The organism is Actinophytocola oryzae (assembly GCF_004364325.1).
Classification (GTDB): Bacteria; Actinomycetota; Actinomycetes; order Mycobacteriales; family Pseudonocardiaceae; genus Actinophytocola; species Actinophytocola oryzae.
Genome location: NZ_SOCP01000008.1, coordinates 192,078 through 216,723 on the forward strand (window position 1 = coordinate 192,078; position 24,646 = coordinate 216,723).

The 24,646-nt window shown below is 71.4% G+C and carries 27 protein-coding genes; 9 read left to right on the forward strand and 18 right to left on the reverse strand.

What is annotated here, in order from left to right; translation table 11 throughout:
* The first annotated feature begins 27 nt into the window (after positions 1-27).
* Positions 28-1,941 carry a DUF6519 domain-containing protein gene (locus CLV71_RS22505; RefSeq protein WP_133904817.1) on the forward strand — a complete coding sequence of 638 codons (1,914 nt, stop codon included), beginning with the start codon at positions 28-30 and terminating at the stop codon, positions 1,939-1,941.
* 13 nt (positions 1,942-1,954) lie between these two features.
* The gene (locus tag CLV71_RS22510) at positions 1,955-2,599 is read left to right on the forward strand and encodes a hypothetical protein (protein ID WP_133904818.1); all 645 of its coding nucleotides are present in this window, start codon (positions 1,955-1,957) and stop codon (positions 2,597-2,599) included.
* On the opposite strand, the gene CLV71_RS47855 is transcribed toward CLV71_RS22510, so the two are convergent.
* From CLV71_RS47855 to CLV71_RS22520, 3 genes are read right to left on the reverse strand one after another with little or no spacing between them, the layout of a single operon-like run.
* Positions 2,596-2,757: a hypothetical protein gene (locus CLV71_RS47855; protein ID WP_166664209.1), complete on the reverse strand. Its 162-nt coding sequence runs from the start codon at positions 2,755-2,757 to the stop codon at positions 2,596-2,598. The two genes, CLV71_RS22510 and CLV71_RS47855, sit on opposite strands and share 4 nt — an antisense overlap.
* Complete coding sequence (locus tag CLV71_RS22515) at positions 2,745-4,622, reverse strand: ATP-binding protein (RefSeq protein ID WP_166664210.1); 1,878 nt, start codon at positions 4,620-4,622, stop codon at positions 2,745-2,747. The genes CLV71_RS47855 and CLV71_RS22515 overlap by 13 nt, the downstream gene beginning before the upstream one ends.
* Positions 4,619-5,281 (reverse strand): Pvc16 family protein, encoded by a 663-nt coding sequence (locus CLV71_RS22520; RefSeq protein WP_133904820.1) that lies wholly within the window; start codon positions 5,279-5,281, stop codon positions 4,619-4,621. Before CLV71_RS22520 ends, CLV71_RS22515 begins: the two co-directional genes overlap by 4 nt.
* A 45-nt stretch (positions 5,282-5,326) precedes the next feature.
* Here CLV71_RS22520 and CLV71_RS22525 point away from each other — a divergent pair, with 45 nt between their 5' ends.
* A complete protein-coding gene (locus CLV71_RS22525) occupies positions 5,327-5,587 on the forward strand; it encodes a hypothetical protein (protein WP_133904821.1) in 261 nt (86 codons plus the stop codon).
* Between the two features lie 655 nt (positions 5,588-6,242).
* Here the strand turns inward: CLV71_RS22525 and CLV71_RS22530 are convergent.
* Genes CLV71_RS22530 through CLV71_RS22540 form a run of 3 tightly spaced genes read right to left on the reverse strand, consistent with a single transcriptional unit; the run spans position 6,243 to position 8,966 of the window.
* Positions 6,243-6,893: a hypothetical protein gene (locus tag CLV71_RS22530; protein WP_133904822.1), complete on the reverse strand. Its 651-nt coding sequence runs from the start codon at positions 6,891-6,893 to the stop codon at positions 6,243-6,245.
* Positions 6,894-6,895: 2 nt separating this feature from the next.
* The gene (locus CLV71_RS22535) at positions 6,896-7,414 is read right to left on the reverse strand and encodes a phage tail protein (protein WP_133904823.1); all 519 of its coding nucleotides are present in this window, start codon (positions 7,412-7,414) and stop codon (positions 6,896-6,898) included.
* 19 nt (positions 7,415-7,433) lie between these two features.
* Positions 7,434-8,966, reverse strand: a complete 1,533-nt coding sequence (locus CLV71_RS22540) for a phage tail sheath family protein (RefSeq protein WP_133904824.1) — start codon at positions 8,964-8,966, stop codon at positions 7,434-7,436.
* A 202-nt stretch (positions 8,967-9,168) separates the two neighbouring features.
* Between CLV71_RS22540 and CLV71_RS22545 the strand changes: the two genes are divergently transcribed.
* Together CLV71_RS22545 and CLV71_RS22550 are read left to right on the forward strand one after the other, a co-directional pair.
* Positions 9,169-9,894, forward strand: coding sequence for an AfsR/SARP family transcriptional regulator (locus tag CLV71_RS22545; protein WP_133904825.1), 726 nt, complete (start codon positions 9,169-9,171; stop codon positions 9,892-9,894).
* Between the two features lie 22 nt (positions 9,895-9,916).
* A complete protein-coding gene (locus tag CLV71_RS22550; RefSeq protein ID WP_133904826.1) occupies positions 9,917-10,516 on the forward strand; it encodes a hypothetical protein in 600 nt (199 codons plus the stop codon).
* A gap of 17 nt (positions 10,517-10,533) precedes the next feature.
* Here the strand turns inward: CLV71_RS22550 and CLV71_RS22555 are convergent, their stop codons facing one another.
* The 4 genes from CLV71_RS22555 to CLV71_RS22570 are packed head-to-tail and all read right to left on the reverse strand — an operon-like array spanning position 10,534 to position 14,028.
* Positions 10,534-11,004, reverse strand: a complete 471-nt coding sequence (locus CLV71_RS22555) for a poly-gamma-glutamate biosynthesis protein PgsC/CapC (RefSeq protein ID WP_133904827.1) — start codon at positions 11,002-11,004, stop codon at positions 10,534-10,536.
* Positions 10,998-12,179 carry a poly-gamma-glutamate synthase PgsB gene (gene pgsB / locus CLV71_RS22560; RefSeq protein WP_133904828.1) on the reverse strand — a complete coding sequence of 394 codons (1,182 nt, stop codon included), beginning with the start codon at positions 12,177-12,179 and terminating at the stop codon, positions 10,998-11,000. Before pgsB ends, CLV71_RS22555 begins: the two co-directional genes overlap by 7 nt.
* The gene (locus tag CLV71_RS22565) at positions 12,176-13,165 is read right to left on the reverse strand and encodes a hypothetical protein (RefSeq protein WP_133904829.1); all 990 of its coding nucleotides are present in this window, start codon (positions 13,163-13,165) and stop codon (positions 12,176-12,178) included. The genes pgsB and CLV71_RS22565 overlap by 4 nt, the downstream gene beginning before the upstream one ends.
* On the reverse strand, positions 13,162-14,028 hold the full coding sequence (locus CLV71_RS22570; protein ID WP_133904830.1) for a hypothetical protein: 867 nt from the start codon (positions 14,026-14,028) through the stop codon (positions 13,162-13,164). Before CLV71_RS22570 ends, CLV71_RS22565 begins: the two co-directional genes overlap by 4 nt.
* Positions 14,029-14,173: 145 nt before the next feature.
* Between CLV71_RS22570 and CLV71_RS22575 the strand changes: the two genes are divergently transcribed.
* Positions 14,174-14,893: a nucleotidyltransferase family protein gene (locus tag CLV71_RS22575; RefSeq protein WP_133904831.1), complete on the forward strand. Its 720-nt coding sequence runs from the start codon at positions 14,174-14,176 to the stop codon at positions 14,891-14,893.
* A 265-nt stretch (positions 14,894-15,158) separates the two neighbouring features.
* Here CLV71_RS22575 and CLV71_RS22585 read toward each other — a convergent pair whose 3' ends face one another.
* Positions 15,159-16,121, reverse strand: coding sequence for an Lrp/AsnC family transcriptional regulator (locus CLV71_RS22585; RefSeq protein ID WP_133904832.1), 963 nt, complete (start codon positions 16,119-16,121; stop codon positions 15,159-15,161).
* Between the two features lie 77 nt (positions 16,122-16,198).
* On the opposite strand from CLV71_RS22585, the gene CLV71_RS22590 reads away from it, so the two are divergent.
* The 3 genes from CLV71_RS22590 (at position 16,199) to CLV71_RS22600 (ending at position 18,686) form a co-directional block, all read left to right on the forward strand.
* Positions 16,199-17,122 (forward strand): NADP-dependent oxidoreductase, encoded by a 924-nt coding sequence (locus CLV71_RS22590; protein ID WP_208297687.1) that lies wholly within the window; start codon positions 16,199-16,201, stop codon positions 17,120-17,122.
* The gene (locus CLV71_RS22595; RefSeq protein ID WP_133904833.1) at positions 17,119-17,421 is read left to right on the forward strand and encodes an antibiotic biosynthesis monooxygenase family protein; all 303 of its coding nucleotides are present in this window, start codon (positions 17,119-17,121) and stop codon (positions 17,419-17,421) included. Before CLV71_RS22590 ends, CLV71_RS22595 begins: the two co-directional genes overlap by 4 nt.
* Positions 17,422-17,654: 233 nt before the next feature.
* Complete coding sequence (locus CLV71_RS22600) at positions 17,655-18,686, forward strand: YeiH family protein (protein ID WP_243866637.1); 1,032 nt, start codon at positions 17,655-17,657, stop codon at positions 18,684-18,686.
* On the opposite strand, the gene CLV71_RS22605 is transcribed toward CLV71_RS22600, so the two are convergent.
* The 7 genes from CLV71_RS22605 to CLV71_RS22635 form a co-directional block, all read right to left on the reverse strand.
* Positions 18,683-19,432 (reverse strand): GntR family transcriptional regulator, encoded by a 750-nt coding sequence (locus CLV71_RS22605; RefSeq protein ID WP_133904835.1) that lies wholly within the window; start codon positions 19,430-19,432, stop codon positions 18,683-18,685. The two genes, CLV71_RS22600 and CLV71_RS22605, sit on opposite strands and share 4 nt — an antisense overlap.
* Before the next feature lie 42 nt (positions 19,433-19,474).
* A complete protein-coding gene (locus CLV71_RS22610; protein WP_133904836.1) occupies positions 19,475-20,137 on the reverse strand; it encodes a hypothetical protein in 663 nt (220 codons plus the stop codon).
* Positions 20,134-20,790: an amino acid ABC transporter permease gene (locus CLV71_RS22615; protein WP_133904837.1), complete on the reverse strand. Its 657-nt coding sequence runs from the start codon at positions 20,788-20,790 to the stop codon at positions 20,134-20,136. Before CLV71_RS22615 ends, CLV71_RS22610 begins: the two co-directional genes overlap by 4 nt.
* Position 20,791: 1 nt before the next feature.
* Positions 20,792-21,460, reverse strand: a complete 669-nt coding sequence (locus CLV71_RS22620; protein ID WP_133904838.1) for an amino acid ABC transporter permease — start codon at positions 21,458-21,460, stop codon at positions 20,792-20,794.
* Between the two features lie 125 nt (positions 21,461-21,585).
* On the reverse strand, positions 21,586-22,509 hold the full coding sequence (locus CLV71_RS22625; protein ID WP_133904839.1) for a transporter substrate-binding domain-containing protein: 924 nt from the start codon (positions 22,507-22,509) through the stop codon (positions 21,586-21,588).
* Between the two features lie 20 nt (positions 22,510-22,529).
* Positions 22,530-23,255 (reverse strand): amino acid ABC transporter ATP-binding protein, encoded by a 726-nt coding sequence (locus CLV71_RS22630; RefSeq protein WP_133904840.1) that lies wholly within the window; start codon positions 23,253-23,255, stop codon positions 22,530-22,532.
* A 164-nt stretch (positions 23,256-23,419) separates the two neighbouring features.
* A complete protein-coding gene (locus CLV71_RS22635) occupies positions 23,420-24,637 on the reverse strand; it encodes a threonine synthase (RefSeq protein WP_208297688.1) in 1,218 nt (405 codons plus the stop codon).
* Between the last annotated feature and the right edge of the window lie 9 nt (positions 24,638-24,646).

A 24,646-nucleotide genomic window follows, 5' to 3' on the forward strand; every position in this document is an offset into this window, starting at 1 on the left:
TGGCACAGACATGGCGAAAGGCATTGCATGAAGGGCGATTTCACCCGCCGGACGTTCCGCAGGACCGACCGGTACCGCGGGGTGTTGCTGCAGCAGGGCAGGGTGGCGCTCGACGCCGACTGGAACGAGCAGCACGAGATCCAGCGCTACCACGACGAGACGACCGCGCGTGACGCGATCGGCGCCCACGGCGCCCCGGTCGGCGCGGCCGGGTTCCAGGTCACCGACCGCGACGGCGAGGAGCCGCGCGAGTGCACCTGGGACCGGCTGACCGTCTCGAACGGCCGCTACTACGTGGACGGCATCCTGTGCGAGAACGACCTGCCGTTGCTGATCTCGGCGCAGCCCGACCTGCCCGGCGTGCCGGAACCACTGGAGGACGGCCGGTACGTGGTCTACCTCGACGTGTGGTCGGAGCACGTCACCGCCCTGGAGGACCCGCGCCTGCTGGAGGTCGCCCTCGGCGGGGCCGACACGGCCACCCGCGCACGCACGGTGTGGCAGGTGCGGGTCGACAAGCTCGCCGACCACCACGCCGTGGCGGAGGACGTCGCGCCACCGTGGACCCCCGCGCACACCGGAGACCCGCGCCGCCTGCGGGCCAGGGCCGTCGCCGACCCGGACCTGCCCGCCGCGCTGGTGCCGCCGTCGGCCGGCTACCGGGGGCTGCGCAACCAGCTCTACCGGGTGGAGATCCACGACGGGGGTGACCGGCCGACGTTCGTGTGGTCACGGGACAACGGGTCGGTCACCGCACTGGTCGCCGAGCTGGCCTCGGACACCGAGGGCGACCACCTCCAGGTCCGGATCGACGCGCCGCCGAGGGACGCGGTGTCGGGGTTCCCACCGGGCTGCTGGGTCGAGCTGGTCGACCAGGCGAGGACGCGGCGTGGCGAACCGGGGTTCCTCGGCCGGGTGTCGGTCTCCTCGGACGTGGACCTCACGGTCGGCGAGTGGGCCGGACCGACGCCGGAGCCGCTCGACCTGGTGAAGCCCGTGGTCCTGCGCCGCTGGGACAGCGAGGGCGCGTTGCCCGTCGAGGACGGGTGGGTCGACATCGAGGACGGGCTCTCGGTGCAGTTCTCGACGAGCGGGTTCGCCAAGTGCGGGGACCACTGGCTCGTCCCGGCCCGCACCGTGCTGACCGGCGGTGGCGCGGGTGGCGGCGTGGAGTGGCCGACGGACGACCGCGGGCCGTCGTACCTGCCGCCGGACGGCATCGTCCACGACTACGCCGCGATCGCGCTGCTGGACCTGCGCGACCGGCTGTGGACGCGGATGGCCGACTGCCGTGCCACCTTCGCGCCGCTCGCCCAGGCCAGGGCCGATCCCGCGAGCCACGTCGCCCCGGGCCTGCACGTGGAACGGGTCGGGCTGGCGCGGAGCCGGAGCAGGTTGGAGAACGACCGGCGGATCACGCAGGTGGAGCTGATGGCCGGCCTGACCGTCGAGTTCGACGGCACCCCGGTCCCGCTCGGCGGTCCCGGCCGATCACCGCTGACCGTGACGCTCGACCTGCCGCACTTCGAGTCCGACGTCATCCACGGCGGGGACATCAGGCTGGTGCTCGGCACCCGGCCGCTCGTGCTGGACGGGATCGTGACAGTCGAACGAACCCAGCTGTTGTGGCGTCCCACCGACGTGGTCCACGACAACATGGCGAACCTGGTCAGCGACCTCCACGAACGCGGCGTCGAGCAGCTGCTGTGCACGCTGCGGATCGACGGGAGGTCCGTCGTGGACAGCGACCACCCCTACCGGATGCTCAACGGCCTCGCGATCCACGGTGCGCGCGCCGACGGCACGGTCGAGCAGCTCCTGCCCACCGTCGACGACGTGCGCGGCGCCGACTTCAGCACCTGGTTCTGGCTCGACATGGAGCCGCAGTCCGGCGCGTTCGGCACCGCGAGGTTCGGCGCCAACACCTTCGGCAATGATTGAGGAGAGACCCTAGATGTCGTTGGAAGACAGGCGCGATGGTGAGCTGATCCGCGCGCTGGACTGGAACGAGCTCCTCACGGCGGTCCGGGAGCTGCAGACGAGCAACACGCAGCTGCGCGCAGAGGTCGACCAGCTGCGCGCCACCAAGCTCGGTCTCGCCGACGGCGGCACCGTCACCGGCCCGCTGGGGGCGAACGTGCTGACGGCGGCGGCGCTGCGCAGCCCCACGCTCGGGGCGGAGCTCGTCAAGCCCACGGGCAACAAATGGGAGCACTCGACGGACAGGGCCACCTGGACGACGCTGGTCACCAAGGAGGTCGTGGTGTCCCGCACGACGATGTTCCTGCTGATCGGCCACGGGTCGGGCAAGGCCGAGGACGGCACGCACCCGCTGGAGGTCGGCATCTTCAAGGGCTCGCAGTGGCAGGGCACCGACGGGGTCAGCGGGGCGTCCGACGTGGCATGGGGCATGGGGCACTCGCAACCCAGCACGGACTCGCTGCGCCACACCAGCCAGATCGTCGCGATGGCGCTGTGCACGGTCGGCCCGGGAGGAGCGACGTTCAACCTGAACTACCGGGCAAGGGGCGGCCAGAAGTCGGTCACGATCTACGGCCCGAGCCTCTGGGTCATCCGCCTCGGTGACCCCACGCCCTAGCGCTGTCCCGCCACCCGCCGCCGCACGTCCTCGTCGGCGAGGACGGCGGCCGCGACGGCGGCCCGCAGGCCTGCCGTCGAACCGCCGAGCAGTGCGGTTATCTCGGCGGCGGGCAGCTCGACGACGAGGGTGTCGATGTGGACGGTCAGGTCGTCCATCCGCTGACCTCCGCGCCGGTCATCTGGCGTTCGAGCTTCGCGTACTCGGCCCTGGCGGCCTCCAGGACGTGCGTCATGGTCACGGCCTCGCCCGCCTCGGCGGCGAGGTAGGCGGCGAACAGGGCCGTGTCGCGGATGGACGCACCCGTGATCGTCAGCTGCGCCAGCATGTCGTGGTCGAGGTCGCGGGTGGGCGTCGCGGCCGGGAACGCCGTGCGCCAGATGGCCGCCCGCGACCGCGCGTCGGGGAAGGGGAAGTCCACCACGAACCGGAGCCGCCGCTGGAAGGCCGGGTCCAGGCTGTCCTTCAGGTTCGTGGTGAGGATCGCCAGGCCGCGGTAGGTCTCCACGCGCTGCAGCAGGTAGCCGACCTCGAGGTTGGCGTACCGGTCGCGGCTGTCGGTGACCTCGCCGCGCTTGCCGAACAACGCGTCCGCCTCGTCGAAGAGCAGGACCGCGCCGCCTGCGTCCGCCGCGTCGAACACCCGGCTGAGGTTCTTCTCCGTCTCCCCGACGTACTTGCTGACCACCCGGCTCAGGTCCACGCGGTAGAGGTCCAGGCGCAGCTCACCGGCGACCACCTCGGCCGCGAGCGTCTTGCCGGTGCCACTGGGACCGGCGAAGAGCGCCGCCGTGCCGAGCCCTCGACCGCCCCTGGCGGCGAACCCCCACCTGTCCAGGACGAGGTGCCGGTGGCGGACGTGCGCGACCAGCTGACGCAGCCGCGTGAGCTGGTGTGCGGGCAGCACGATGTCGGCCAAGCGGGCGTCGCCGGCCACGCGCTGGGCGACCGCGTCGATGCCGGGTCGCGCGTGGTTCTGGCACCCACGCCACAGGCCGTCCACCGTGACCGGTCCCGCCGCCCTCGTCTCCGACACCACGGCCCGCACGGTGTCCGCGTCGAGGTCGAACTGCGCCGCCAGCCTGGTCACCTCGGCCTCGGGGACCTGGTCCGCCACCGCACGCCACAGCAGGACCCGTTCGTCCACGGTGGCCGCCGGGACGCTGATCCCGGGCAGTGCCGGCCCGGGCGGCGGCCTCTGCGTGACGACCGCGACGGGGGCGGTCAGCCTGCCTGCGAGCCGGACGGCCGCGAGGTGCGCGGCGTCGCCCGCCTCGACGAGGTCGATGATCCACGCCGTCGGTGTCAGCGTGCTCTCGCGTTCGCACAACGCGGCCAGCTCGTCGCGCTGACGCACGCCCTCCGGCAGGTCCGAACCGTCGAGGACCACCGGTCGCAGCCCCGACCGGGCACTCGCCGTCGCCGCGACGGCCACCAGCTCGGCCCGGTGGCGGCCGAGCACCGCGACGTGGGGTGTCGACGGGTCGGCCCACTGCCGCGCGAGCGCGTCCACGGCGGGGTGGTCGGTGGTCGCGGAGGGAGGAGACGACGCGAGGGGCGCGATCGCGGGGTCCAGGTAGTCGAGGCCGACCAGGGCGTGCAGGACCCGTTCCTCGATCCGTAGCGCGCCGGCGGTCGGCGACTCCGGGTGGGACAGGGTCACCAGGCGGCACGCGCGCAGGGGAGCCGAGGGGGAGACGGCACCCCAGTGCGGGTTGTCCAGAGTGGACAGTGCGAGGCCGAAGCTCGCCCACGTGCGGCCGGGTTCACCGTGTGCCTTCGCGCAGGCCCGCGCGAAGTCGGTGTCCAGCTCCACCCCCGCGCACAGCAGGAGCACGTCGCGCTCGAAGTCGGTCAGGCCGAAGCCGTCACGCAGTGCGTCGAGCGCGGGTGGCTCGGGGAGCGTCCACGCCTTGCCGGGCAACGGTTCCGCGCGGTCGGGGTCGAGGCGCCGGGTGAGCGTGTCGAGGGCCGCGGCGAGGTGCTGGTGGTTCGCCGCCGACCACTCGGCGGACCGGGTCACCTCCCGCCCTCGGTCGACGGGTCGGCCGTGATGTGGACCTTCTTCGGTTTCTTCGCCGGGGTGTGGGCGGGGTCCTCGTCGGTGACGAACACCGTGGTCGCCTGGTAGGCGACCGACAGCCGGTAGGCGGAGTGGAACAGTGCCGACCAGAGCTTCGTGGCCGCCTCCTGGTCCAGCGGGAGCATGGACAGCCGGACGGCGTCCGGTGCGGCGGCCGGGTCGTGGTGCTGTTCCCACGCGTCGGGGTTGACCAGGACCGCGCGCGCCGCCACGTCCGCGACCAGCTCGCGGTCCAGCACCGGGTGACGGGCCAGCGTCGCGACCGTCGTACCGAGGAGCCGCTGCGGTTCCAGCGTGGACTCGTCACCGTAGAAGGTGAGCAGGTAGTCCAGTTCGAGACACTGGGTCGCCGGGGCCACCATGCGCGCGCCGGACCGCCTGGTGGGCAGCATGTCCAGCCCCGGCGCGCCCCGGGGCGCGGCGCGGTAGAGGAAGACGTTCACGCCGCTGGCCTGGGCGTCCACAGTGGTCAGTGAGGACGGCCGCATCGTCGTGACCTGGGCACTGCCGACGCCGCCGGGACCCGCGGTGGACAGTGCGTCGCCGAGGACGCGCCTGAGCGTTTCGGTGACCATCGCCACCGCCAGATGGCCGTTCATCTTCCCTCGCGTGTGGACAGGTAGTCGCCGAGTGACATCGACCGGGTGGGTGCGCGCCTCGTCCGAGGGGGCGCGGGTGACGCCGCCGTCGCGGCGGGCCGGACCACGACGGTCCCGATGGTGACGGTGACGTTCGGCACCGCCTCCCTGCCTGGACCCGACCCGCCGAGGACGCCGTCACGGGCCGAACCGACTCGCCCCGCCTCGACGGCGGTGGGAGCCGGGGGTTCCGGTGAGGAGGACCTCGGGGAGCCGGACAGCGAGGCGACCCGCTCGGGCTGGGCGTGGATGGCGGACCCGGTGTGACCGGCCCCGTCGTGGGTTGCGGATCCGTTGTGGGTTGCGGGCTCCACGCGCGTTGCGGACCCGGCATGGTTGGCCTGGTTTGCGGATCCGGCCTGGTTGGCGGCCTTCACGTGGTTTGCGGATCCGGCGTGGGTTGCGGGCCTCGCGTGGTGTGCGGATCCGGCGTGGTTGGCGGCCCCGGAACGGGTTGCGGGCACTGCGCGCGTTGCGGACCGGGGCTGGTCGGCGAACCCGGTGTCGGTGGCGGGGCCAGGGTGGGTTGCGGGGCTGCCGTGGGCGGCAGGCCTGGCACGGGTCGTTGCGCCGTCATGGGTTGCAGGCCTGGTGTCGGGTGTGGAGCTGGCGTGGGTTGCCGGGTCGGGGTGGTCCGCTGACCCGGCATGGGTCGCCGAACTGTCGTGGGTCGCGGATCTCCTGTGGGGAACGGGATCGGGGTGGAGGGCAGGCTCCGTGCGAGGGCCGCCAACGGCGAGCGGGTCGGTGGCAGGCTCGGGTCGTGGTGATGCGGAGGGGTCCACGGTCGGAGCGCCGCCCGTCCCCTGCGGCCGAGGAATGCCGCCACCCGGCCATTCCACCTCGCCACCCGCGGGCGCGTGGTGGCGCAGCGGCTGCGAAAGACCCAACGTCCGCATGACGAGGTGGTCCAGGAAGTCCGTCATCCGGCAGCCATCCGCAGATACGTGGCCCGCCTCCGTGGCCCCAGCGCCAGCACCTCGTCCTCGGTCCACCCGTAGGCGGACGCCAGCAGGTGGACCTGCGCCAGCAGCTCGACCGCATGCCGCTCGAACTCGGCCCACAGCAACACCGAGACGTCCAGATCCGCCCTGGTCACGGTCCCGCACTCCGGGCACGTCGCCGCGATCGTGACGGCACTCGCGGGCGCCGCGACCTCCATCGCCTCGGCCCACCGCTCGTCCCCCGCGCCGGGAACGCGAGCATATCGCGCCAACAGGAACGAACGCGCCTCCTCCGGCGACATCCCGCGAACCAGACGCAGGTCCTCGCTGGTGGGCAACGCGAAGGGCACGCCGTCCACCGCAGGCGGCGGGTCGGGCAACGCGGCCAGGTCGACCGGGATGTCGAGTGGGTCACCACACCCGTCGCAGGTCAGTTCCCCCACCAGAAGGGACCTCCCCGACAGGGCCCGCAACGCCGAGGTGAGGACGGCGTCGCGGCGGGCGACGTCGATCCTCGCCGCCTCGTCGGCCGGGACGCCACCGAGTGCGGCGAGCATGGTCACCGCCCGGTCGAGCGCGTCCTGCCCGCCGCCTTCCTCCCACGCCGCGAGCAGGTCCGTGGCCAGCAAGGTCAGCCCGGGTAGCTGGGTTCGGTGGGCTCGACTACCGCCAGGTCGCGTTCCCAGCCCTCGTTCTCCAGCTTGATGTGCTGGATCGCGACGGCGTTCGCGTTGGCGTCCAGCTCGGGAAGTGCCTGGTACTCCGACACCCAGCAGCGGTAGACCTTGTAGGCGATGGCCAGCTGCCCCGCCTCGTTGTAGACCTCCAGCACCAGGTCCTTGCGGAAGTCGGCGAGCGAGAGCTGCGACCCCAGACCGTTGCCGTACTGGTGTGCCTGGTTGGCCCACTGCTCGAACGCGAGGTCGTGCGTCACACCGCGTTCCAGCGTGATCGCGTTGTACTCGGTGCGGCCGGGGGACTTCCGGCTGCTGCTCGGGTCGCCGCCGTCCCGGTGCGACACGACCTCGGTCGTCCTGCTCAGCGCCCCGACCTTGCTGATCCCGGCGACATACCTGCCGTCCCAGCGAACCCGGAACTTGAAGTTCTTGTACGGGTCGCGCCGGTGGGCGTTGACGGTGTACTCGGCCATGGTGCGTGTCCTCCCTGGATCAGGCCTGTGCCGCGGTCGTCTGCTGGATCTGCAGGACCACGAACTCCGCGGGCCGCACGGGGGCGAACCCGACCAACACGTTGACCCGGCCCGCGAGGACGTCCTCCGGTGTCGTCGTGTCCTTGTCGCACCTGACGAAGTACGCCTCGGCAGGTGTCGTGCCCTGGAACGCGCCCTGCCGGAACAGGCCCTGCATGAACGACCCGACCGCCAACCGCAGCTGTGACCAGAGCGGCTCGTCGTTCGGCTCGAACACCGCCCACTTGGTGCCACGCCACAGCGACGACTCGATGTGGAGCGCGAGCCTGCGCACCGGGAGGTACTTGTACTCGTCGCCGAGCTGGTCGGAGCCGCGCATGGTCCGCGCGCCCCACACCACCGGCCCGATGCCGGGGAAGGTGCGCAAGCAGTTCACGCCGATGGCGTTGAGGCGCCCGTTCTCCGCGTCGGTCAGCGAGACGGCGAGGTCGGCCCCGCCGGCGATCGACGCGTCGACACCGGCCGGTGCCTTCCACACGCCACGGGTCGCGTCGGTACGCGCGATCACACCGGCCACGGCGCCGCAGGAGGCGAACTCGGCGGTCCGACCGTCGGCGGTGGGATCACGCTGCACCAGCCCGGGGTAGAAGACCGCGGCGTTGCGGGCCGCCTCCCCGTTCAGCTCGGTCGCCGCCACCGCGGCAGGCACATCGGCGGGCAGCACACCACGGGGGAGGTCGACGATCAGCACGGCACGCTTGGTCACGCACAGCTGCGAGGCGACACCCAGCACCGTCGGGTCGACGCCCTCCGCCGGGTCGGTCGGCGGCACGCACAGCAGGGTGAACGGGTCGGCGTGCTCGAGTGCCCAGATGCCGCGCTGCGCGTCGGCGAACCCTTCGCCGTTGTAGTCGTCGCCGTCCAGCGCTGCGTCCGCGGTCGCCTCGTCGACCACGTAGCCCGTGTCCTCGCCCGTGACTAGCGGCCTGCCGATCGCGGCGGTGCCTGTCGGCGGCACGACCCGCAGGAACGTGGACTCCGCGGCGAGGACGTCGACCACGAACCGCGGCCCCGGCGTCGTGGTGAGGTTGCGGAACACCTCCTGCCGCGACGTCGCGGGGTCGGTCACGGAGAGGTTGAACCGTGTCGTGGACGAGGTGTCGGCGACATCGTGGTCGACGTCGATCCGCAGCGTGTTGGCCCACGGCCCCGGATTGGCCGCCCGCAGGTCGAGGCGGGCCGCGCCCTCCTCCACACCTGCCTGCCGGAACCCGGCCGTTTCCGCGCTGGCGGAGACCACCCGCACGACGACGGCCTGCCCGCCGCCGTTGGCGAAGTAGTCACGCACGGCGAAACCGACCGGCGTGCCGAGGCCGCCGAACGTGCGCTCGTAGCCCGCGTAGCTGTCGACTGTGACGGCCCGGTCGACCGGGCCCCGCGTCGTGGGACCGACGAACGCGGTCACCGAGGTCGCGACGCCGGTGATCGACCGGGTGCCGGAGGGCACCTCCGCGACGTACACGCCGGGGTACGAGGTGTTCACGACGGCCATGACGCTCTTTTCGGTTTCGGGCCCGCAAGCCGACGACACGGGTGCTGAACCCGTTGGCCGATCGGCACGGTAGCGAGCCCGCGTCTCCACCGGATCACCACCGCATCTCACGGCGCCGTCTCCCCGATGACCACCCGGGTGGGCCACGCCGTACTGTCGGCCTCCCAGCAGGTCGCTGGACCAACAGAAGACGGGGGGACCATTGCCACCCAGAACGTCCGCCGCCCCGCAGAAACCGGCCGGCCACGGGATGTTGACCCTGTTCGGCGGCTTCCAGCTGCAGGTCGACGGCGCGGTCGTCAAGCTCGCGGTCGGCGCGCAACGACTCGTCGCGTTCCTCGCCGTCGGCGGCCCCTCCCTGCGGACCCGCATCGCGTCCGCGCTGTGGGGTGACGGCCCGGAACACCGGGCACAGGCGCGGCTTCGCACGACGATCTGGCGGGTGAACAACCTGGTGCCGGGACTGGTCACGAGCCGCCAGGGTCTGTTGGTGGTGGCGGACTTCGTCGACTCCGACGTGCGGCGGTTCGCTGCCGAGGCCAGGGCACAGCTCAGCGGCGGTGCGGAACCGAGCACCGCGACCCTCGAACTGGGGGCAGGCGAACTGCTGCCCGGCTGGGAGGACGACTGGGTGCGGTTCGAACGCGACCGCTTCAAGCAGCTGCAGCTGCACATGATGGAGGCGATCGCGGCGTTCCTGCGGGCACGCGGCGACTACGGGATAGCCCTGGACATCGCCCTGCACGCGGTACGGGCCGACCCGCTGCGGGAGAGCGCCCGCCGGGCCGTGATCGACGTGCACCTCGCCGAGGGCAACCACGTCGAGGCACTGCGCGAGTACCGGCGTTTCCACAACGAGCTGCTGTCCCAGATCGGGGTGCGCCCGTCGCGGTCGCTCTCGCAGCTCGTGTTCGCGCCGACGGCCTGACCGCGCACCGAAAGGACCAGCGGTGACCGAGAAGACACCGGGGCGCGGCAAAGCCGGTCGCTCGACGTGGCAACCCCCGTCCACGCCGGGGCTGTCCGATCTCACGAAGCGGACGTACACGCGGGGCAGCTACACGTTCAGAACGGTCCCGATCACCGGAACCCTGTCGAAGATCACGGTCTTCGGCGAGGCCGCGCTGGAGGCGGCACCCGAGGACCAGAAGCGGATGCTCGACTATCTCCTGACCGGCGCCGAGCAGGTCGAGGACTACGCCATGGGCGTCTGTTACGACGTCGTGGCGTTCATCCTGGCGCTCGACGGACGGCTCGAAGTATCGACGCTGCGTGCCAGGAACGGCCAGAACTGGTTGTCGTACTTCGACTTCGACAGCGGCACGCGGTGGCGTGGGGAGCCGATCCCGAGGGCGAGCGCGGTCGGGTTCAAGCGGATCCGAGAGGGTCACACCGAGTACTTCCACGCGGCGGTGGCCGTCGGCGGCACCATGGTGCGGGGCGTGAACGCGACAGGCATCACCTTCGGGTGGCCCGACGAGGCCGACCTGAACGAGCGGGTCGGGCCGGACAACCCGGAAATCCAGGTGTGGTACCTGCCGTCGAGCTGATCAGGTGAACCAGGGGTTCACGCCGGTGGCAGCAGGTTCAGCAACACGCCGGTGAGCAGGACCACGTAGGACAGCATCGTGACGGCGGCGGTGGCGAGGAGGGTGCTCGCGACCGGCTGGCGGACGCACTGGTAGGCGATCAGCCCCGGCACGACGAAACCCAGTGTCCGCACGGGAAACGGCATCGGCTGCCGGTGTGACAGGAACAGGAACACGGTCAACTGCAGGAAGACGCCGAGCAGCAGCACGGCGGCGAAGAGCCGCTTGCCGTAGAGGATCACCAGCCGCTGCAGCAGCCGCGCGCCGAGGTAGGTCGCGACGGTGACGCCCGCGATGATCCACAGCTTGCGCGGGTCGGTGACGAGGGCCAGGCCGAGCCATCCCGGGGTGACCATCCCGCCTGGCGAGAGGTTCGACACCAGGTAGCAGACGAGCGAGAACACCACCCCGATCGCGATGCCGAGCACGGCGACCTCGGCACTCAGCACGGCTCGTCGCTCCTTTCCAGGTGCCGCAACAGTTTCTCGCCCTGGCCGTGGATGTTGCCGATGGCCACCAGTGACGCGTGCTCGTCGATCTCGTCGACGATGGTCGAGAGGATCTGCTCGACCGGCCGGTTCGCGCCACCGAGGTCGAACACCTGGCCACGCCAACCGGACGGGACCTTGGCCAGCGCCGACCTCGTGGGGTGGCCGATCGTGAACAGCTTGTCCGCGTTGAGGTCCGGCACGATCTCGCCCATCTGGCCGTTGCGTTCGATGCGGTCCGGTCTGCAGTTGACGAGCACGGCGACGGGCGGCCCGATCTGCCTGCGCGCCATGAGGTCCCGCACGTTCATCACGGTCGAGCGGGGGTCGTTGGCGGCGAACAGGTTCGCGAAACGCAGCGACGCGCTCCCGAACCGGTACGGGACGACGGTGAGCACGCCGGGGTCCGGCGGCGCCTGCCACATGCCCCGGAGCGCGGGCCCCCGGGGAATGCCGAGCCTGCGCGCGACCTCCAGGGACACGGCGACGTTCTCCCGGACGCTGTGGTGGTGGAACCCGGCCATCTCCTCGTCGGTGACGTCGTCCGCGTCGACCACGACCAGCTCGCAGGACCGCCGCCGCGCCTCCGCCACGAGGACCGGCAACAGGTCGCGTTCCGCGGTGACGCACGTCCCGCCGACCGGCATGGACCGCGCGAGCGACCTGGCCACGTCCGTGAGGGTCGGCCCCATCTCCCGGAGGTGGTCCTCGCGCACGTTGGTCAGCACACCGAGCGTGGACTGGACGAGCTTGGTCTGGTTGACCTCCTGCAGCGCGGGCGCGATGGCCATGCACTCCATGACGAGCACGTCCGGCCGGACGGCGACCGCCCGGCGGACGATCTCGACCTGCTCGACCACGTTGGCGATGCCGAACTTCCGGTACACCGGCTCCTCGGTCGCGTCAGGGTGGATGAACCTGGCCGCCGACCCGGTGGTCTTGGCGATGACGGTCAGCCCGCCCCCACGCAGTGCACCGGCGCACAGCCGCGTGACCGAGCTCTTGCCCCGGATGCCGTTGACCAGGATCCGGTTGGGAATGCCGTCGAGGTTGCGCTGGTGACGGCGTTGCTCGACGATCCCCGCGACCAGCAGCACACCGAGGGCGAGCCCGAGGACGGCGTAGAGGAAGGTCACCGGTCCCTCCTCGGCAGGTCGCGCCGGAGCCGTTCCAGGTCCCGTGCGATGAGGCCGAGGTGGTCGAACCGGCGGACGATCACCGGCTCGCCGGTCTCTCCCCTGGCGAGCCGGGCCTCGGCCTTCGCGAGGGCGGCCAGCGGGGCGATGACCAGCACGTGGAGCCAGCCGAAGACCACGACGGCGAGCGTGGCGACGAGCACGCCGAACAGCAGCAGCTCGTGCCTCTCCTCGCCGTGGGGCGGTTCCGGCCGGTCGGTGACCACGGTGAGACCGGGCTGCCCCTCGACCGGCGCCCAGGTGACGACCGCTGGCCGCCCCCCGACGTCACGCAGTGCGCTGCCTGGGCGGGCGGCCGGGAGTGGGACCGCGGTGGCGGTCATCGAACCGGTGTCGAGGTCCCGTCCGCCCGCGTCGAACAGGTGGGTGCCGCCGGACAGTGGTGCGGTCAACGTGTCCTGGGCCAGCTCGGCGACCAGCACGCCTGCCCGCGTGCCGCCGACGGGGACCGAGACGGACACGTGCGGGGCACGCACCAGCACGGCGGGTGCCGGGGTGATGTCGACGGCCGTGTCGACGGGGGCGCCTGCCCGCGCGCGAACCTCGCCGGTCGGCGAGAGGTAGGCCGCGCCACGGTAGCGGCTCCGGGTGGACACCAGCCGCGACAGCAGCCGGGCCGGTGTGCCGGCCGCCGGGAGCGCCTCGATGCCCGCGGCGACGGCGGCCAGGTCGGCGGTCCCGCCGTCGATGGCGCGCCGCACCTGGTTCGCGGCGAGTTCCGTGCGTGCCTGCTGGTCCGCCGTGACCCCGCGCGGGACCCCGTCGTCCGGTGTGGACAGTGCGGCGGCCGCGGCGGTGGCCGCGAGGCAGAGGAACAGGCCCGCGCCCACCGCCCACGTCACCACGGCCACCGAGAAGTGGTGGCGGAGCACCCGCGGGCGGTCGCCGGTGTCCGTCTCACGCCGGTAGCCGATGCGGACGGTCATCGTCGCGTGGTGCGCTCGCCGAGCCCGCGGATCGGGCGCAACACCAGGAGGTGGAAGGCGCCGAGGACGACCACGGTCAGTGCCGCGAGCCCCGAGGCGAACGCGACCGCCCGCCCCCGGTGGTCGCCGCCGGGTGGCCGCTCTGCCGTGGCGCGTCTCGACACGACAGTCCAGCCGAGGGCACCCGTGACCGACGCCCACGCGACGACCTCGGTCCCGCCGCGCCGTGTCGCGCTGCCCGCGGGGCTCCCGCCGCCGACCGCCGGGGGAGTGCCGTGACCCGGGCCTGCGACCACCGACCCGGCCCGGTCGAGCAGCCACGTGCCTGCGGGTGCGAGCAGCTCGCCGAGCCGGGCCGGGTCGAGCTGGCCGACGAGCAGGTACCGCGTGCCGGCGGGCGCGTACTGCACGATCCGTGCCACGGCACCCACCCTGGCCAGGCGCATGCCCGCGTCGGACGGCACCGGCGCGCCGAGCGCGGCGGGCTGCGGGGGCTCGCCGACGGCCGCCACCACCGCCCGGTCGGCCCGGTCGACCAGGTACAGCGACAGCCACCTGCGGTGTTGGAACGGGACGAGCAGCGGGCTGCCGCTCTGGCGCATCGACTCGTCGACGACAGTGGCCAGCTGGGCCAGCCCGCTCAACCCGCCGCCCAGCGCGCGTCCGACGGCACGCGCGGCGGCCTCGGTGGTGTCCCGCCTGGCGTCGAGCACCGCCCGGGGGACCGCCGAGTCGTCCCTCGGCCGGGTCAGGTAGAGGCCGGCGCCAGCGGCCAGCAGGAGGAACAGGACCAGCCCGGTGACCAGCGGTGCCCGCAGTCCCGGCGTGGCTGCGACGACGTCGATGTCGTGTCGCACATGCATAACGGCCGCCCCAGATTGCCCGAATGTCGTTACAACGGGTGACGCCTTGTGCTGGTGCAGCATACCGTAGACTGTATGCACCAGTCCATCAAGGTCCGCGCCCGGCGGCACGGGACGCATCCGGCCGCAAGCTAGGGTCTGCGGCATGACGAGTCGCACTGAGGTGGCAGTGGTGAGGCAGGCGGTGATTCTGGCCGGCGGCCAGGGGTCTCGACTCAAGCCGTTCACCGACACGCGCCCGAAGCCGATGATCGAGATCGCGGGCCGCTGCATCATCGACCACCAGCTCCAGTGGCTGGCCGACGCCGGTGTCACCGACGTGACGGTTTCCGCGGGTCACCTGCACGACGTGCTCATCGAGCACCTCACCTCGAACACCCAGCCGCTGCGGGTCGACACCGTGGTGGAGGACGAGCCGCTCGGCCGGGGTGGGGGCCTGAAGTACGCGGGCAGGCACCTGCCCGACCCCAGCGCTCCCTGGTACGCGCTCAACGGCGACATCTGGACCCGCTTCGACCTGACCGCGATGGCCGCCTACCACGCCGAGCGGGAGGCCGTCGCCACGATCGGGCTGGCCAGGCCGCGCATCCCGTGGGGCGTCGTCGAGCTCGACGACTTCGGCCGGGTGACCGACTTCGTGGAGTCACCGCCGTCCCCCTACCCGATCAACGGCGGCATCTACGTCTTCGCGGGTGAGATCCTGGACCTGCTGCCCGACGTGGGCGACCACGAGCGTTCCACCTTCCCGCTGCTGGCCAAGCAGCGACGGCTCGCGGGCTTCCCGATCGAGGGGTACTGGCGGGCCATCGACACCGCGAAGGACATCCGCGAGGCCGCGAAGGAGCTGGCCAAGGCGACCTCGTAAACCCGGTCCACCACGGCCTCGGCCGAGGCGCCGTGGGCACACCCGATCACAGCCGGGCGCCCGTTCTCGAGGCTCTGCGGACCTTCCGGGACCAGGGCTTCACCCCGTTCAACCCGCCAGGACACCGGCAGGGGCGCGGGCTCGCTGTCGGTGAAGAGCGCGATGCTCGCCGTCGCCGGTCCACACGAGAGGTCCCGTTCGTGCACGACGGCGACATCCCGAAGTGCCGGTGACCACCCTTCCGGGTGCGGTCGGCGGTGCGGGATCAGGCCCGGTGGCCGGCACGCTTGACGACCCGGATCACGGGCGCGGTCTGGACCTCGCCGATCGACGGCAGGGTGGCGAGGCGTTCGGTGAGGTAGCGGTAGAGGTCCCGGTCGTCGCGGCAGACGGCGGAGACGAGCAGGTTCGTCGGTCCGGTGGTGGCGGCGCAGAAGGCGACCTCGGGGTGGGTGGCGATGGCGGCACCGGTCTGCGCGAGATGCGCGGGCGGCACCCCGACCCAGAGGTGCGCCTGGGCGTGGTAGCCGAGCGCTGCCGCGTCGACGTCGAGGTCGAAACGAAGCAGGTCGGCCGCGCGCAGTGCCTGGACGCGGCGGGCGACCGTCGACTCCGACCAGCCGGTCGCGGCCGCGAGCGCTGGGTACGCCGCCCGACCGTCGACCGCGAGTGCCTCCAGCAGGGGCCGGTCGGCGTCGACCAGGGTGTCGGTGCCGGTGTCGTACGTGGGTCGCAGGGCGGCGACCTGGTCGGGGGTGAGCGCTCCGGGCCCCTCGAACCCGTGCCGGGCGGTGCTGAAGACGTTCAGCACACTGTGCGCGGTGACGGACACCACCGGCGCGGTCCGGTGCAGTCGTTGCAGGATCAGCTCGTCACGCTCACGCGCCGACCACGCTCGCAGGCTGGCGCAGATCTCGGTGCCGCCGGAGAGCAGGGCGACCCACCGGGTGTCGTCGCGCTGGGCGAGGGCCTCGGCGATCCGCAGGGCGGAGCCCGGCCTGCACTGGAGGCGCACGACCCACTCGGCCCCGTCGACACGACTGGCGTCGACGACCCCCACCAGGTTCATCACCCCGCGGTCGCGAAGCCGCGCGTAACGGCGTGCGACCGTCCGGTCGGACACACCGATCACCTCGCCGACCCGCGCGAACGACGCTCGGCCGTCGAGGTGCAGAGCGTGCAGCAGCTTGCGGTCGACGTCGTCCAGCGTGACTGATTCCCGCTCCATGCTCGACATGATGCCGGATTCCCGCAAAACGACGTGTGACAGTTCGCGATCCGCCGCCTGAGACCGATCCTGGACTCGTGAAGGCTGTGCGATTCACCCGTTACGGCGGGCCGGAGGTCCTGGAGCTGGCGGAGGTCGAGGCGCCGCACGCGCCGGCGGGCCAGGTACGCGTCGAGGTGCGCGCGGCGGGCGTGAACGGCCTCGAATGGAAGACGCGCCAGGGCCTGCTGCGGGAGGTCCGACCGCTCCGGCTGCCCGCGGGTGTCGGCGGGGACGCCGCCGGGATCGTCGACGAGGTCGGCGTCGGGGTGACCGACGTCCGGGTCGGGGACGCGGTGTTCGGCTCCGGTCGGGAGACCTACGCCGAACACGCCGTGCTCACCTCGTGGGCACCGCTGCCGCCAGGAGTGTGCTTCGAGGAGGCGGCCGGCTTCGCCACCCCGTTCGAGACCGCGTTGCGGGTGCTCGACGACGTTGGTGTGCGTGGCGGGCACACCGTCGTGGTCAACGGGGCCAGCGGTGGCGTGGGGTCGGCCGCCGTCCAGTTCGCCGTCGACCGGGGCGCCACCGTCGTCGGCGTGGCGGGTCCGTCCAACCAGGACTATGTCGCCTCGCTGGGTGCCGTTCCCGTCGTCTACGGTCCCGGCCTGGTGGACAGGATCCACGCGCTCCTGACCTCCGGGGTGGATGCCGCTGTGGACATCGCCGGGTCGGGGGTCATCGCCGAGCTGGTGGCACTGACCGGCGATCCCACCAGGGTCGTGTCCATCGCCGACTTCACCGCCACCCGCCACGGCGCACGAGTGTCCACCGGTGTCGGCCTGGACAAGACCCATGCCCTACGCGAGGGCGCACGCCTGGTGGCGGCCGGGCGGCTCACGCTGCCCGTCACCAGGACCTTCCCACTCGCTCAGGCCGGAGCGGCCCAGGTCGTGAGCGCGTCCGGCCACGTTCGTGGCCGGATCGTCGTCACCGTGACCGACCAGAGGAGACAACCATGACCGTCACGCTCATCAACAGCTTCATCGTGCCGCAGGACGAGGAGGAGGCTTTTCTCCAGGCGTGGCGCGAGACCGTCGACCACTTCGCCACCGCACCGGGCTTCGTCCAGACCCGCCTGCACCGCAACACGGGTCTGAACGACACCACCTTCCAGTACGTCAACATCGCACTGTGGCAGGACGTCGAGGCCTACCGCGCCGTGTTCAGGAACTTCACCCCGGCCGGGCAACGCATCGCGGGCGTCAAGGCACACCCGGGCCTGTACGAGGTGATCGAGGAGGTCGACCCGCGCGGGTGACCAGCAGCCGGGCGCACGCCGAGCCCCGGCGGCCCGAGCACAGTGCAGGGGCGCGTGCCGTGTCACACAACCGAGCCTGGGGGTCACCCGGCGGGATGGGCGCCACGCCCCTGCACTAGGGGAGTCGCTGTTCGGGTTCAGGTGTTACGGCATCGACTTCTTCTCCCGTGCGAGCTAATGTACGTACATACTGGAGCCTGAATGTACGGACAGCTGGCAGGTAGCTCATGGTGGTGGCAGAGGCCCGATTCGAGGCCGGACCGCGGCACTGGGCAGTGCGGGTCGCCCCGGGGCTGGCGGTCGCGGTGCTGGTCGCGATCGCCGCCACCGTCGTCGGGACCCTCTTTCCCCTGGTGGGCGCCCCCGTGTTCGGCGTGGTGCTCGGTGCGCTGGCCGGTGCGGCGATACCCGCCTGCCGAGGACAACGCCTCGCGGCCGGCTACGCCGTCGCGGGACGGACCGTCCTGCAGCTGTCCATCGTCGTGCTCGGGGCCGGGCTGTCGTTGCGGCAGGTCGTGGCGGTCGGGGTCGGGTCGCTGCCGGTCATGCTCGGCACACTGACCGTCGCACTCGGCGGGGCGTTCCTGCTCGGCCGCCTGCTGGGCGTCCGGGGTGACACGCAGACGCTGATCGCCGTCGGCACGGGCATCTGCGGCGCCTCGGCGATCGCCGCCACCAGCGCGGTGATCAAACCACGACAGGCCGACGTCGCCTACGCCCTCGGGACGATCTTCACCTTCAACATCGTGGCGGTGCTGCTCTTCCCGCCCATCGGCCACCTGCTCGGCATGAACCCGCACGCGTTCGGACTCTGGGCGGGCACGGCCGTCAACGACACGTCGTCGGTCGTCGCCGCCTCCTTCGCCTACGGCGGCGACGCGGGCACGTTCGGTGTCGTCGTCAAGCTCACCCGCACGCTGATGCTCATCCCGATCGTCGTCGTGCTCGCCGTCCTCACCGCCCGGCGGTCCGCCACCGGCGGCGAGGTCAGCCTGCCCTGGCGCAGGATCGTGCCGGTGTTCCTGCTCGGCTTCCTCGCCACGGCCACGCTCGCCACGGTCGGCGTGGTCCCGGTGGCGTGGCACGCGGCGATCGCTGCGGTGGGCACCTTCCTGATCACCACGGCACTGGCCGGGATCGGACTCTCACTTCGGCTGTCCGACATGCGTGCCGCGGGCGTGCGCCCCCTGCTGCTCGGCGGCCTGCTCTGGCTCGCCGTCGCCGCTTCGAGCCTCGGCCTGCAGGCCGTCACCGGCACGCTCTAGGTGGAGCGCAGCCGGTAGCCCGCGTTCGCCGAGTAGGTCGCCGTCAGCGCGAACCGGTCCGCCCGCACCAGCGTGTGCCGCCACTCCACCTTCCGCTGCCCGACGAACCCGAGCCGGTTGACCGAGAACGCGGCGACGTCGTGCGGGCACCTGAGCTGGGCGCGTTCCCCCGGTGTCGGGATCACGGCCCTGATCTCCTCGCGGCCGTGCTCGATCCTGGTCCCGGTCCGCTTCGTCAGCTCGCCGTACAGGCTGGTGTGTGCGAAGTCCGCCTCCAGCAACGGCCTGGCCACCGACGCGGGCAGCCACACCCGGTCGAGCGCCAGCGGCGCGTCGCCTGCCATGCGCAGCCGTGCGAGGTAGACCAGCGGCGTCGACGCCTCGAGGTCGAGCCGCTCGGCGACCAGCGCGTCCGCGCGGACGTCGAAGGACTGCACGACACTGCGCTGGTCGAGCCCGGCCTCCTCCACCGACGCGAAGAGGCTGTACAGCGCCCCGACGGGCTGGGCGATCTCCGGCAGCGGCGCCACCCGGGGCTGACGGCCGCGCGTCGCGAGGACCAGGCCGTCGCTGCGCAGCCGTTGCAGTGCCTGGCGGACCGTGTGCCTGCTGACGTTGTACTCCTCCACCAGCGTCAGCTCACCGGGGAAGGAGTCGCTGAACTCGCCGGACTCGACCCGGCTGAGCAGGTCGTGCTGGAGCTGCCGCCACAGCGGCTCCGGCCCGGCACGGTCGAGCGCTTTCATCCGGCACCTCCCCACCCGAGGGTAGCGGGCGGGGAGGTGCCCTCACGCGGCGAAGCGGTCCAGCACCAGCTGCAGGTAGTGCGCCGCCGTCTCGTCGACGGCAGGGTCGAAGTTGACCGTCGGGCCGACCGGCCCGCCTGCCACGACGTTGACCAGTGCCTGGTTCTTCGACAGCAGGTAGATCGCCTCGTAGGACCGGGTGCCGGTCGCCTCCGTGCGGAGACTGGTGTTCAGCGTGCCGGTCCAGCCGTCCGGGGTCTCGTAGGGCTGGCGGTCGTAGAGGTAGGAGCTGCCCTCGTCGTCCTTGTCGGGGCAGTCCTGCGGGGTCAGCGTCGCCAGGAGCTGGTCGGCGGGGGTCTTCTGGTCCAGCACGGTGACCACCGCCAGCGACCGGCCGCCGTTAGACCAGTATCCGGCCGCGTGCACCAGTGACGAGGGCACCTCGCGGGGCGCGGTCGGGCACAGCTCGAGCGTGGTCGGCGGGGGTGTGGCCGGGCGGGTGAGGCCCGTGACCTCGGCGTCGGTCGGCAGCGCGGCGGCGACCGTCTGGCCGTTCTCCCTCGCCACCGCCGACGGCGGCACCGCGTCGGTGCTCGGAAAGCGCGAGATCGTGTCGGGCGGGGCCAGGTCGGCCGGGTCCTGCCCGGAGTTCGCCGAGCAGCCGGTCAGTGCCAGGAACAGCACGACAGCAAGGACTTTTCTCATCGCAGTACCCGTTCGAGCCGGCGGGACAACATGGTGAGGGGAAGGCACAGCACGAAGAACACCACGAGCACGGCACCGAGGATGGGCACCGCGTGGGTCTCGCCGCCCGACAGCGTCAGCCGTTCGATCGACCGCTGCGACGCCTCGAGGATGTCGAGCAGCCCGATCACCGCGGCCAGGGACGTCTGCTGCACCAGGTTGACGACCAGCCCGACGAGCGGGGGCAGCGCCCGTCGGGTGGCCTGGGGGAGGATCACGTGCCGCATCCGGCGCGGCCACGGGAAGCCGAGCGCCGCCGCGGCCTCCGACTGTCCACGTGGGACGGACTGGACCGCGCCCCGGACGACCTCGGCGACGTTCGCGCTGCCCCACAGCGTCAGCCCGATCGCCGCCGCGACGAACGTGTTCACGTCCAGGCCCAGTACGGGCAGCACGAAGAAGATGAAGAACAGCGTGATGATGATCGGCAGCCCTCGCCACACCTCGACGTACACGCGGATGCCGCCGCGCACCACCACGGACGGCAGCGTCATCAGCGTGCCGAGCACCGTGCCGACGAGCACGCTCGCGACGACGCTGACCAGTGCGAGCAACAGCGTCGTCCACAACCCCTGCGCCACGTAGGACGCGACCGGCTCGACCCACCTCGGCATGTCAGTGCCCTCCCGGGATCGCGAAGCGCCGCTCGACGACCTGGGTGCCGAGCGACATCAGCCACACCAGCCCCAGGTAGACGACGCCGATCGCGATGAACAGCTCGAACACCCGGAAGCTCACCGCCACGATCCCGATCGCGGTGTCGGTCAGCTCCGGGTAGCTGATCGCGATCATGAACGACGAGTTCTTGAACACCGACACGAGGATGTTCGTGACGGAAGGCAACGCGATCCGCCAGCCCAGCGGCAGGTTCGTCTGCCGGAACGCGGACAGCCGTGAGAACCCGAGCGCACGGCACGCCTCCACGTACCCGTGCTCGACGGCCTCGAACCCGGCGCGGAAGTTCTCGACCGTGTAGGCCCCGCCCCACAGCAGGAGCGACAGCCAGCCGACCGTGAACCCGGACAGCTGCAGGCCCGCGTCGGGCAGCGCGAAGTACAGGAAGAAGATCTGCACGAGCAGCGGGGTGTTGCGGAAGACCTCCACGTACACGCTGATCAGCTGCCGCAGCACCGGTATCCGCAGCGCGGCGGCCGCGCCGAGCACGAGGCCGACGACCAGCGAGCCCGCCATGCCGATCGCGCTGATCGCGAGCGTTCGCAGCAGTCCCTCGCCGAGCTCGGGCAGGTGGTCGAAGACGAAGCCGAACTGGAAGTCGTAGTTCACACGCTCTCACCTCGATGGGTGGGGCGAACGACACGCGTCGCGTCCTGACGACGCGTGCCGCCCGCCTCCGATCGGCGACCCGGAGCCTCCCTGCCGGAGCCCGGGCCGACGTCCTGTGTGGACCGTCAGCACGCCATCGTCGAGCCGGTCGGGTACTCGAGGTCGTTGTCGGGGCGCGGCAGCACCTTCGAGAACTGCTGCTGCACCTCCTTGTCGGTCACGGTCTTCTGGAACGACTTCCAGAACCAGTCGTCGTCCTGGAGCTTCTTGATGGCTCCGTCGACCCAGGCCTTCGTCTCGGTGTCGCCCTTGCGCACGCCCATGCCCCACGGGCTCGCGGCCTTCTCCTCGCCGACGACCTTGGTGTTCTTGTTCTTCGTGGCCAGGTCGACGAGCAGCGTGTCGTCCTGCGCGAACGCGACCGCCCGGTTCTGCGACAGCGCGGTGACCGCCTCGCTGGTCTGCTCGAACTGCGTCTGCTGCGCGCCGGGCACGCACTGGGTGAGCCACAGGCTCGCCGTGGCGCCCTTGATGGTGATGACCTGCTTGCCGTCGAGGTCGTCCCAGTCCTTGACATCCGAGTCGGCTGGCACCAGCATCTTCACGCCCGCGGCGAAGTACGGCTCGGTGAAGTCGATGGTCTGCGCGCGCTCCGGCGTGTAGTTCATCGTCGCCATGATCAGGTCGATCTTGTTGGTGGTGAGGAACGGCACCCGGTTCGAGCCGGTGACGCAGGTGAACTCGACCTTGTCCGGGTCGCCGAAGGCGTAGGCGGCGAGCTGGTGGGCGATGTCGATCTCGAAGCCCGCGTTGTCGCCAGCCTCGTCGATGTAGCCGAACGGCGGGTAGTCGCACTTCACGCCGATCGCGAGCGTGCCCTTCTGCTTCATGGTCGCGGGCAGCGGCGCGCCGACATCCACCGGCTTGCCGTCCGTGGCGGCCGCCGCGACACCCCCACCGCTGCCGCCGCCACCGTCGCCGTCGTCGCTGCCGCAGCCGGCGACGGCGAGTCCCAACGCGACGATCAACAGACCGAGTCGTGCTCTCATTGGTCAAAGCTCCTTCGGGGCTACCGCAACACTTTGCGGAGGAACTGGCGAGTGCGGTCGTTGTTCGGGTCGTCGAGCAACTCTGCCGGCGGCCCCTGCTCCGCGATCACGCCACCGTCCACGAACACCAGACGGTCGCCGAGCTCACGGGCGAAGCCCATCTCGTGGGTGACACACAGCATCGTCATGCCGGAGCGGGCGAGGTCCCGCATGACGTCCAGCACCTCGCTGACCAGCTCGGGGTCCAGCGCGGAGGTCACCTCGTCGAACAACATCACGTGCGGGTCCATCATCAGCGCCCGCGCGATCGCCACCCGCTGCTGCTGCCCGCCGGACAGCTGCCTCGGGTAGTTCTTCTCCTTGCCCGCCAGCCCGACCCTGGCAAGCAACGTGTGCGCCCGCTCCTCCGCCTCGGCACGCGGCGTCCCCAACAGCTTGCGGGGCGCCAGGGTGAGGTTGTCCACGGCGGACAGGTGCGGGAACAGGTTGAACTGCTGGAACACCATGCCGATGCGCCTACGCACCTGGTCGAGGTCGACACCCGGCCTGCTGATCTCGTCCCCCTCGAGCAACACCTGGCCCGAGGTCACCGGCTCGAGCAGGTTCACACACCGCAGCAGGGTGCTCTTGCCGCCACCGGACGGCCCGATGATCACCAGCACCTCACCGCGGTCGACGGTGAGGTCGACGCCGTTGAGCACGTGAACGTCACCGAACGACTTGTGGACGTCGCGCATCTCGACCATGGGCGCCGACTGTTCTGCCTCCCCGGAATTTGAGGTGTTGGGCACGTCCGGGAAGGAGGGTCCTGTTTGGCCACGTACTCGTGGCCGGCTTGCGTCACGTTCCCCTGAGGTGCGGCTGCGATGCACTCGGCCTGATTCCGATCCGGCGGTTGACCCAGGTTCTCTCATGATGGCAGCACTGCGTCCTTGGCGAGCAGCGGCGGCTCGTCGTAGGCCGCGGTGTGCGGATACTTGAGGTCGCTACCGGTGTTGAGCACCACGACCTCCTCCGACCCGTCGAGCCAGCCTTTGTCCTTCAGTTGCGCCACCGCCGCGAGCGTCGCCGCGCCCTCCGGGCACATCAACATGCCCTCGGCGGCAGCGCATGCCGCCTGGTGGGCGAGTATGTCGGCGTCGTCAACGGCTACCGCGGTGCCGCCGGTGTCCCGGATCGCCGAGAGGATGAGGAAGTCGCCGAGCGCGCTGGCGACGTTGATGCCGAAGGCCACGGTGCTCGCGTCCTCCCACGGCTCCGCGGTCTCCGCGCCCTCCTCGAACGCGCGCACGATCGGTGCGACGCCGGAGGCCTGCACGGCGACCAGCTTCGGCAGCCTGCCGGTGAGCCAGCCGAGCGTGAGCAGCTCGTCGAGTGCCTTGCGGATGCCGATCAGGCCGACACCGCCGCCGGTCGGATACACGATCACGTCGGGCATCCGCCAGCCGAGCTGCTCGACGATCTCCAACCCCATGGTCTTCTTGCCCTCGATGCGGTAGGGCTCCTTGAGGGTGGAGGTGTTGAACCAGCCGTCTGCCACGGCCTGCCCGGCGATCTTGCCTGCGTCACCGATCAGTCCGTCCACAATATACAGACGGGCGCCTGCCATCGCGCACTCCATACGGGTGATCGTCGGCGCCTCCTGCGGCATGACGATCAGCGACTTCATGCCGGCCCGGGCGGCGTAGGTCGCCCATGCCGCGCCCGCGTTCCCGTTGGTGGGCATGGTGATCCGCTCGATGCCCAGCTCGAGTGCCCTGGAGATGCCGACGGCGGCGCCACGTGCCTTGAAGCTGCCGGTCGGCAGGAGCCCCTCGTCCTTGACGAGGAGGTTCGGCACGCCGATGCGCGTGCCGTAGTCCCTGATCGGGAGGATCGGGGTCATGCCCTCGCCGAGGCTCACCACGTTGCGTTGTTCCCGCACGGGCAACAGCTCGTGATATCGCCACAGGTCGTTGGGCCTGCCCGCGATGTCCTTCGTGGACACCGTACGGCCGACCTGGTCGAGGTCGTAGCGGACGAGCAGGGGAGTGCCGCACTCGCACAGGTTCTGTGGCTTGTCGGCGTCGTACCGCGTGCCGCACCGGCCACATTCCAGATGGGACAGTGCGCTGTTCCAGGGCTGCACCAACGGTCC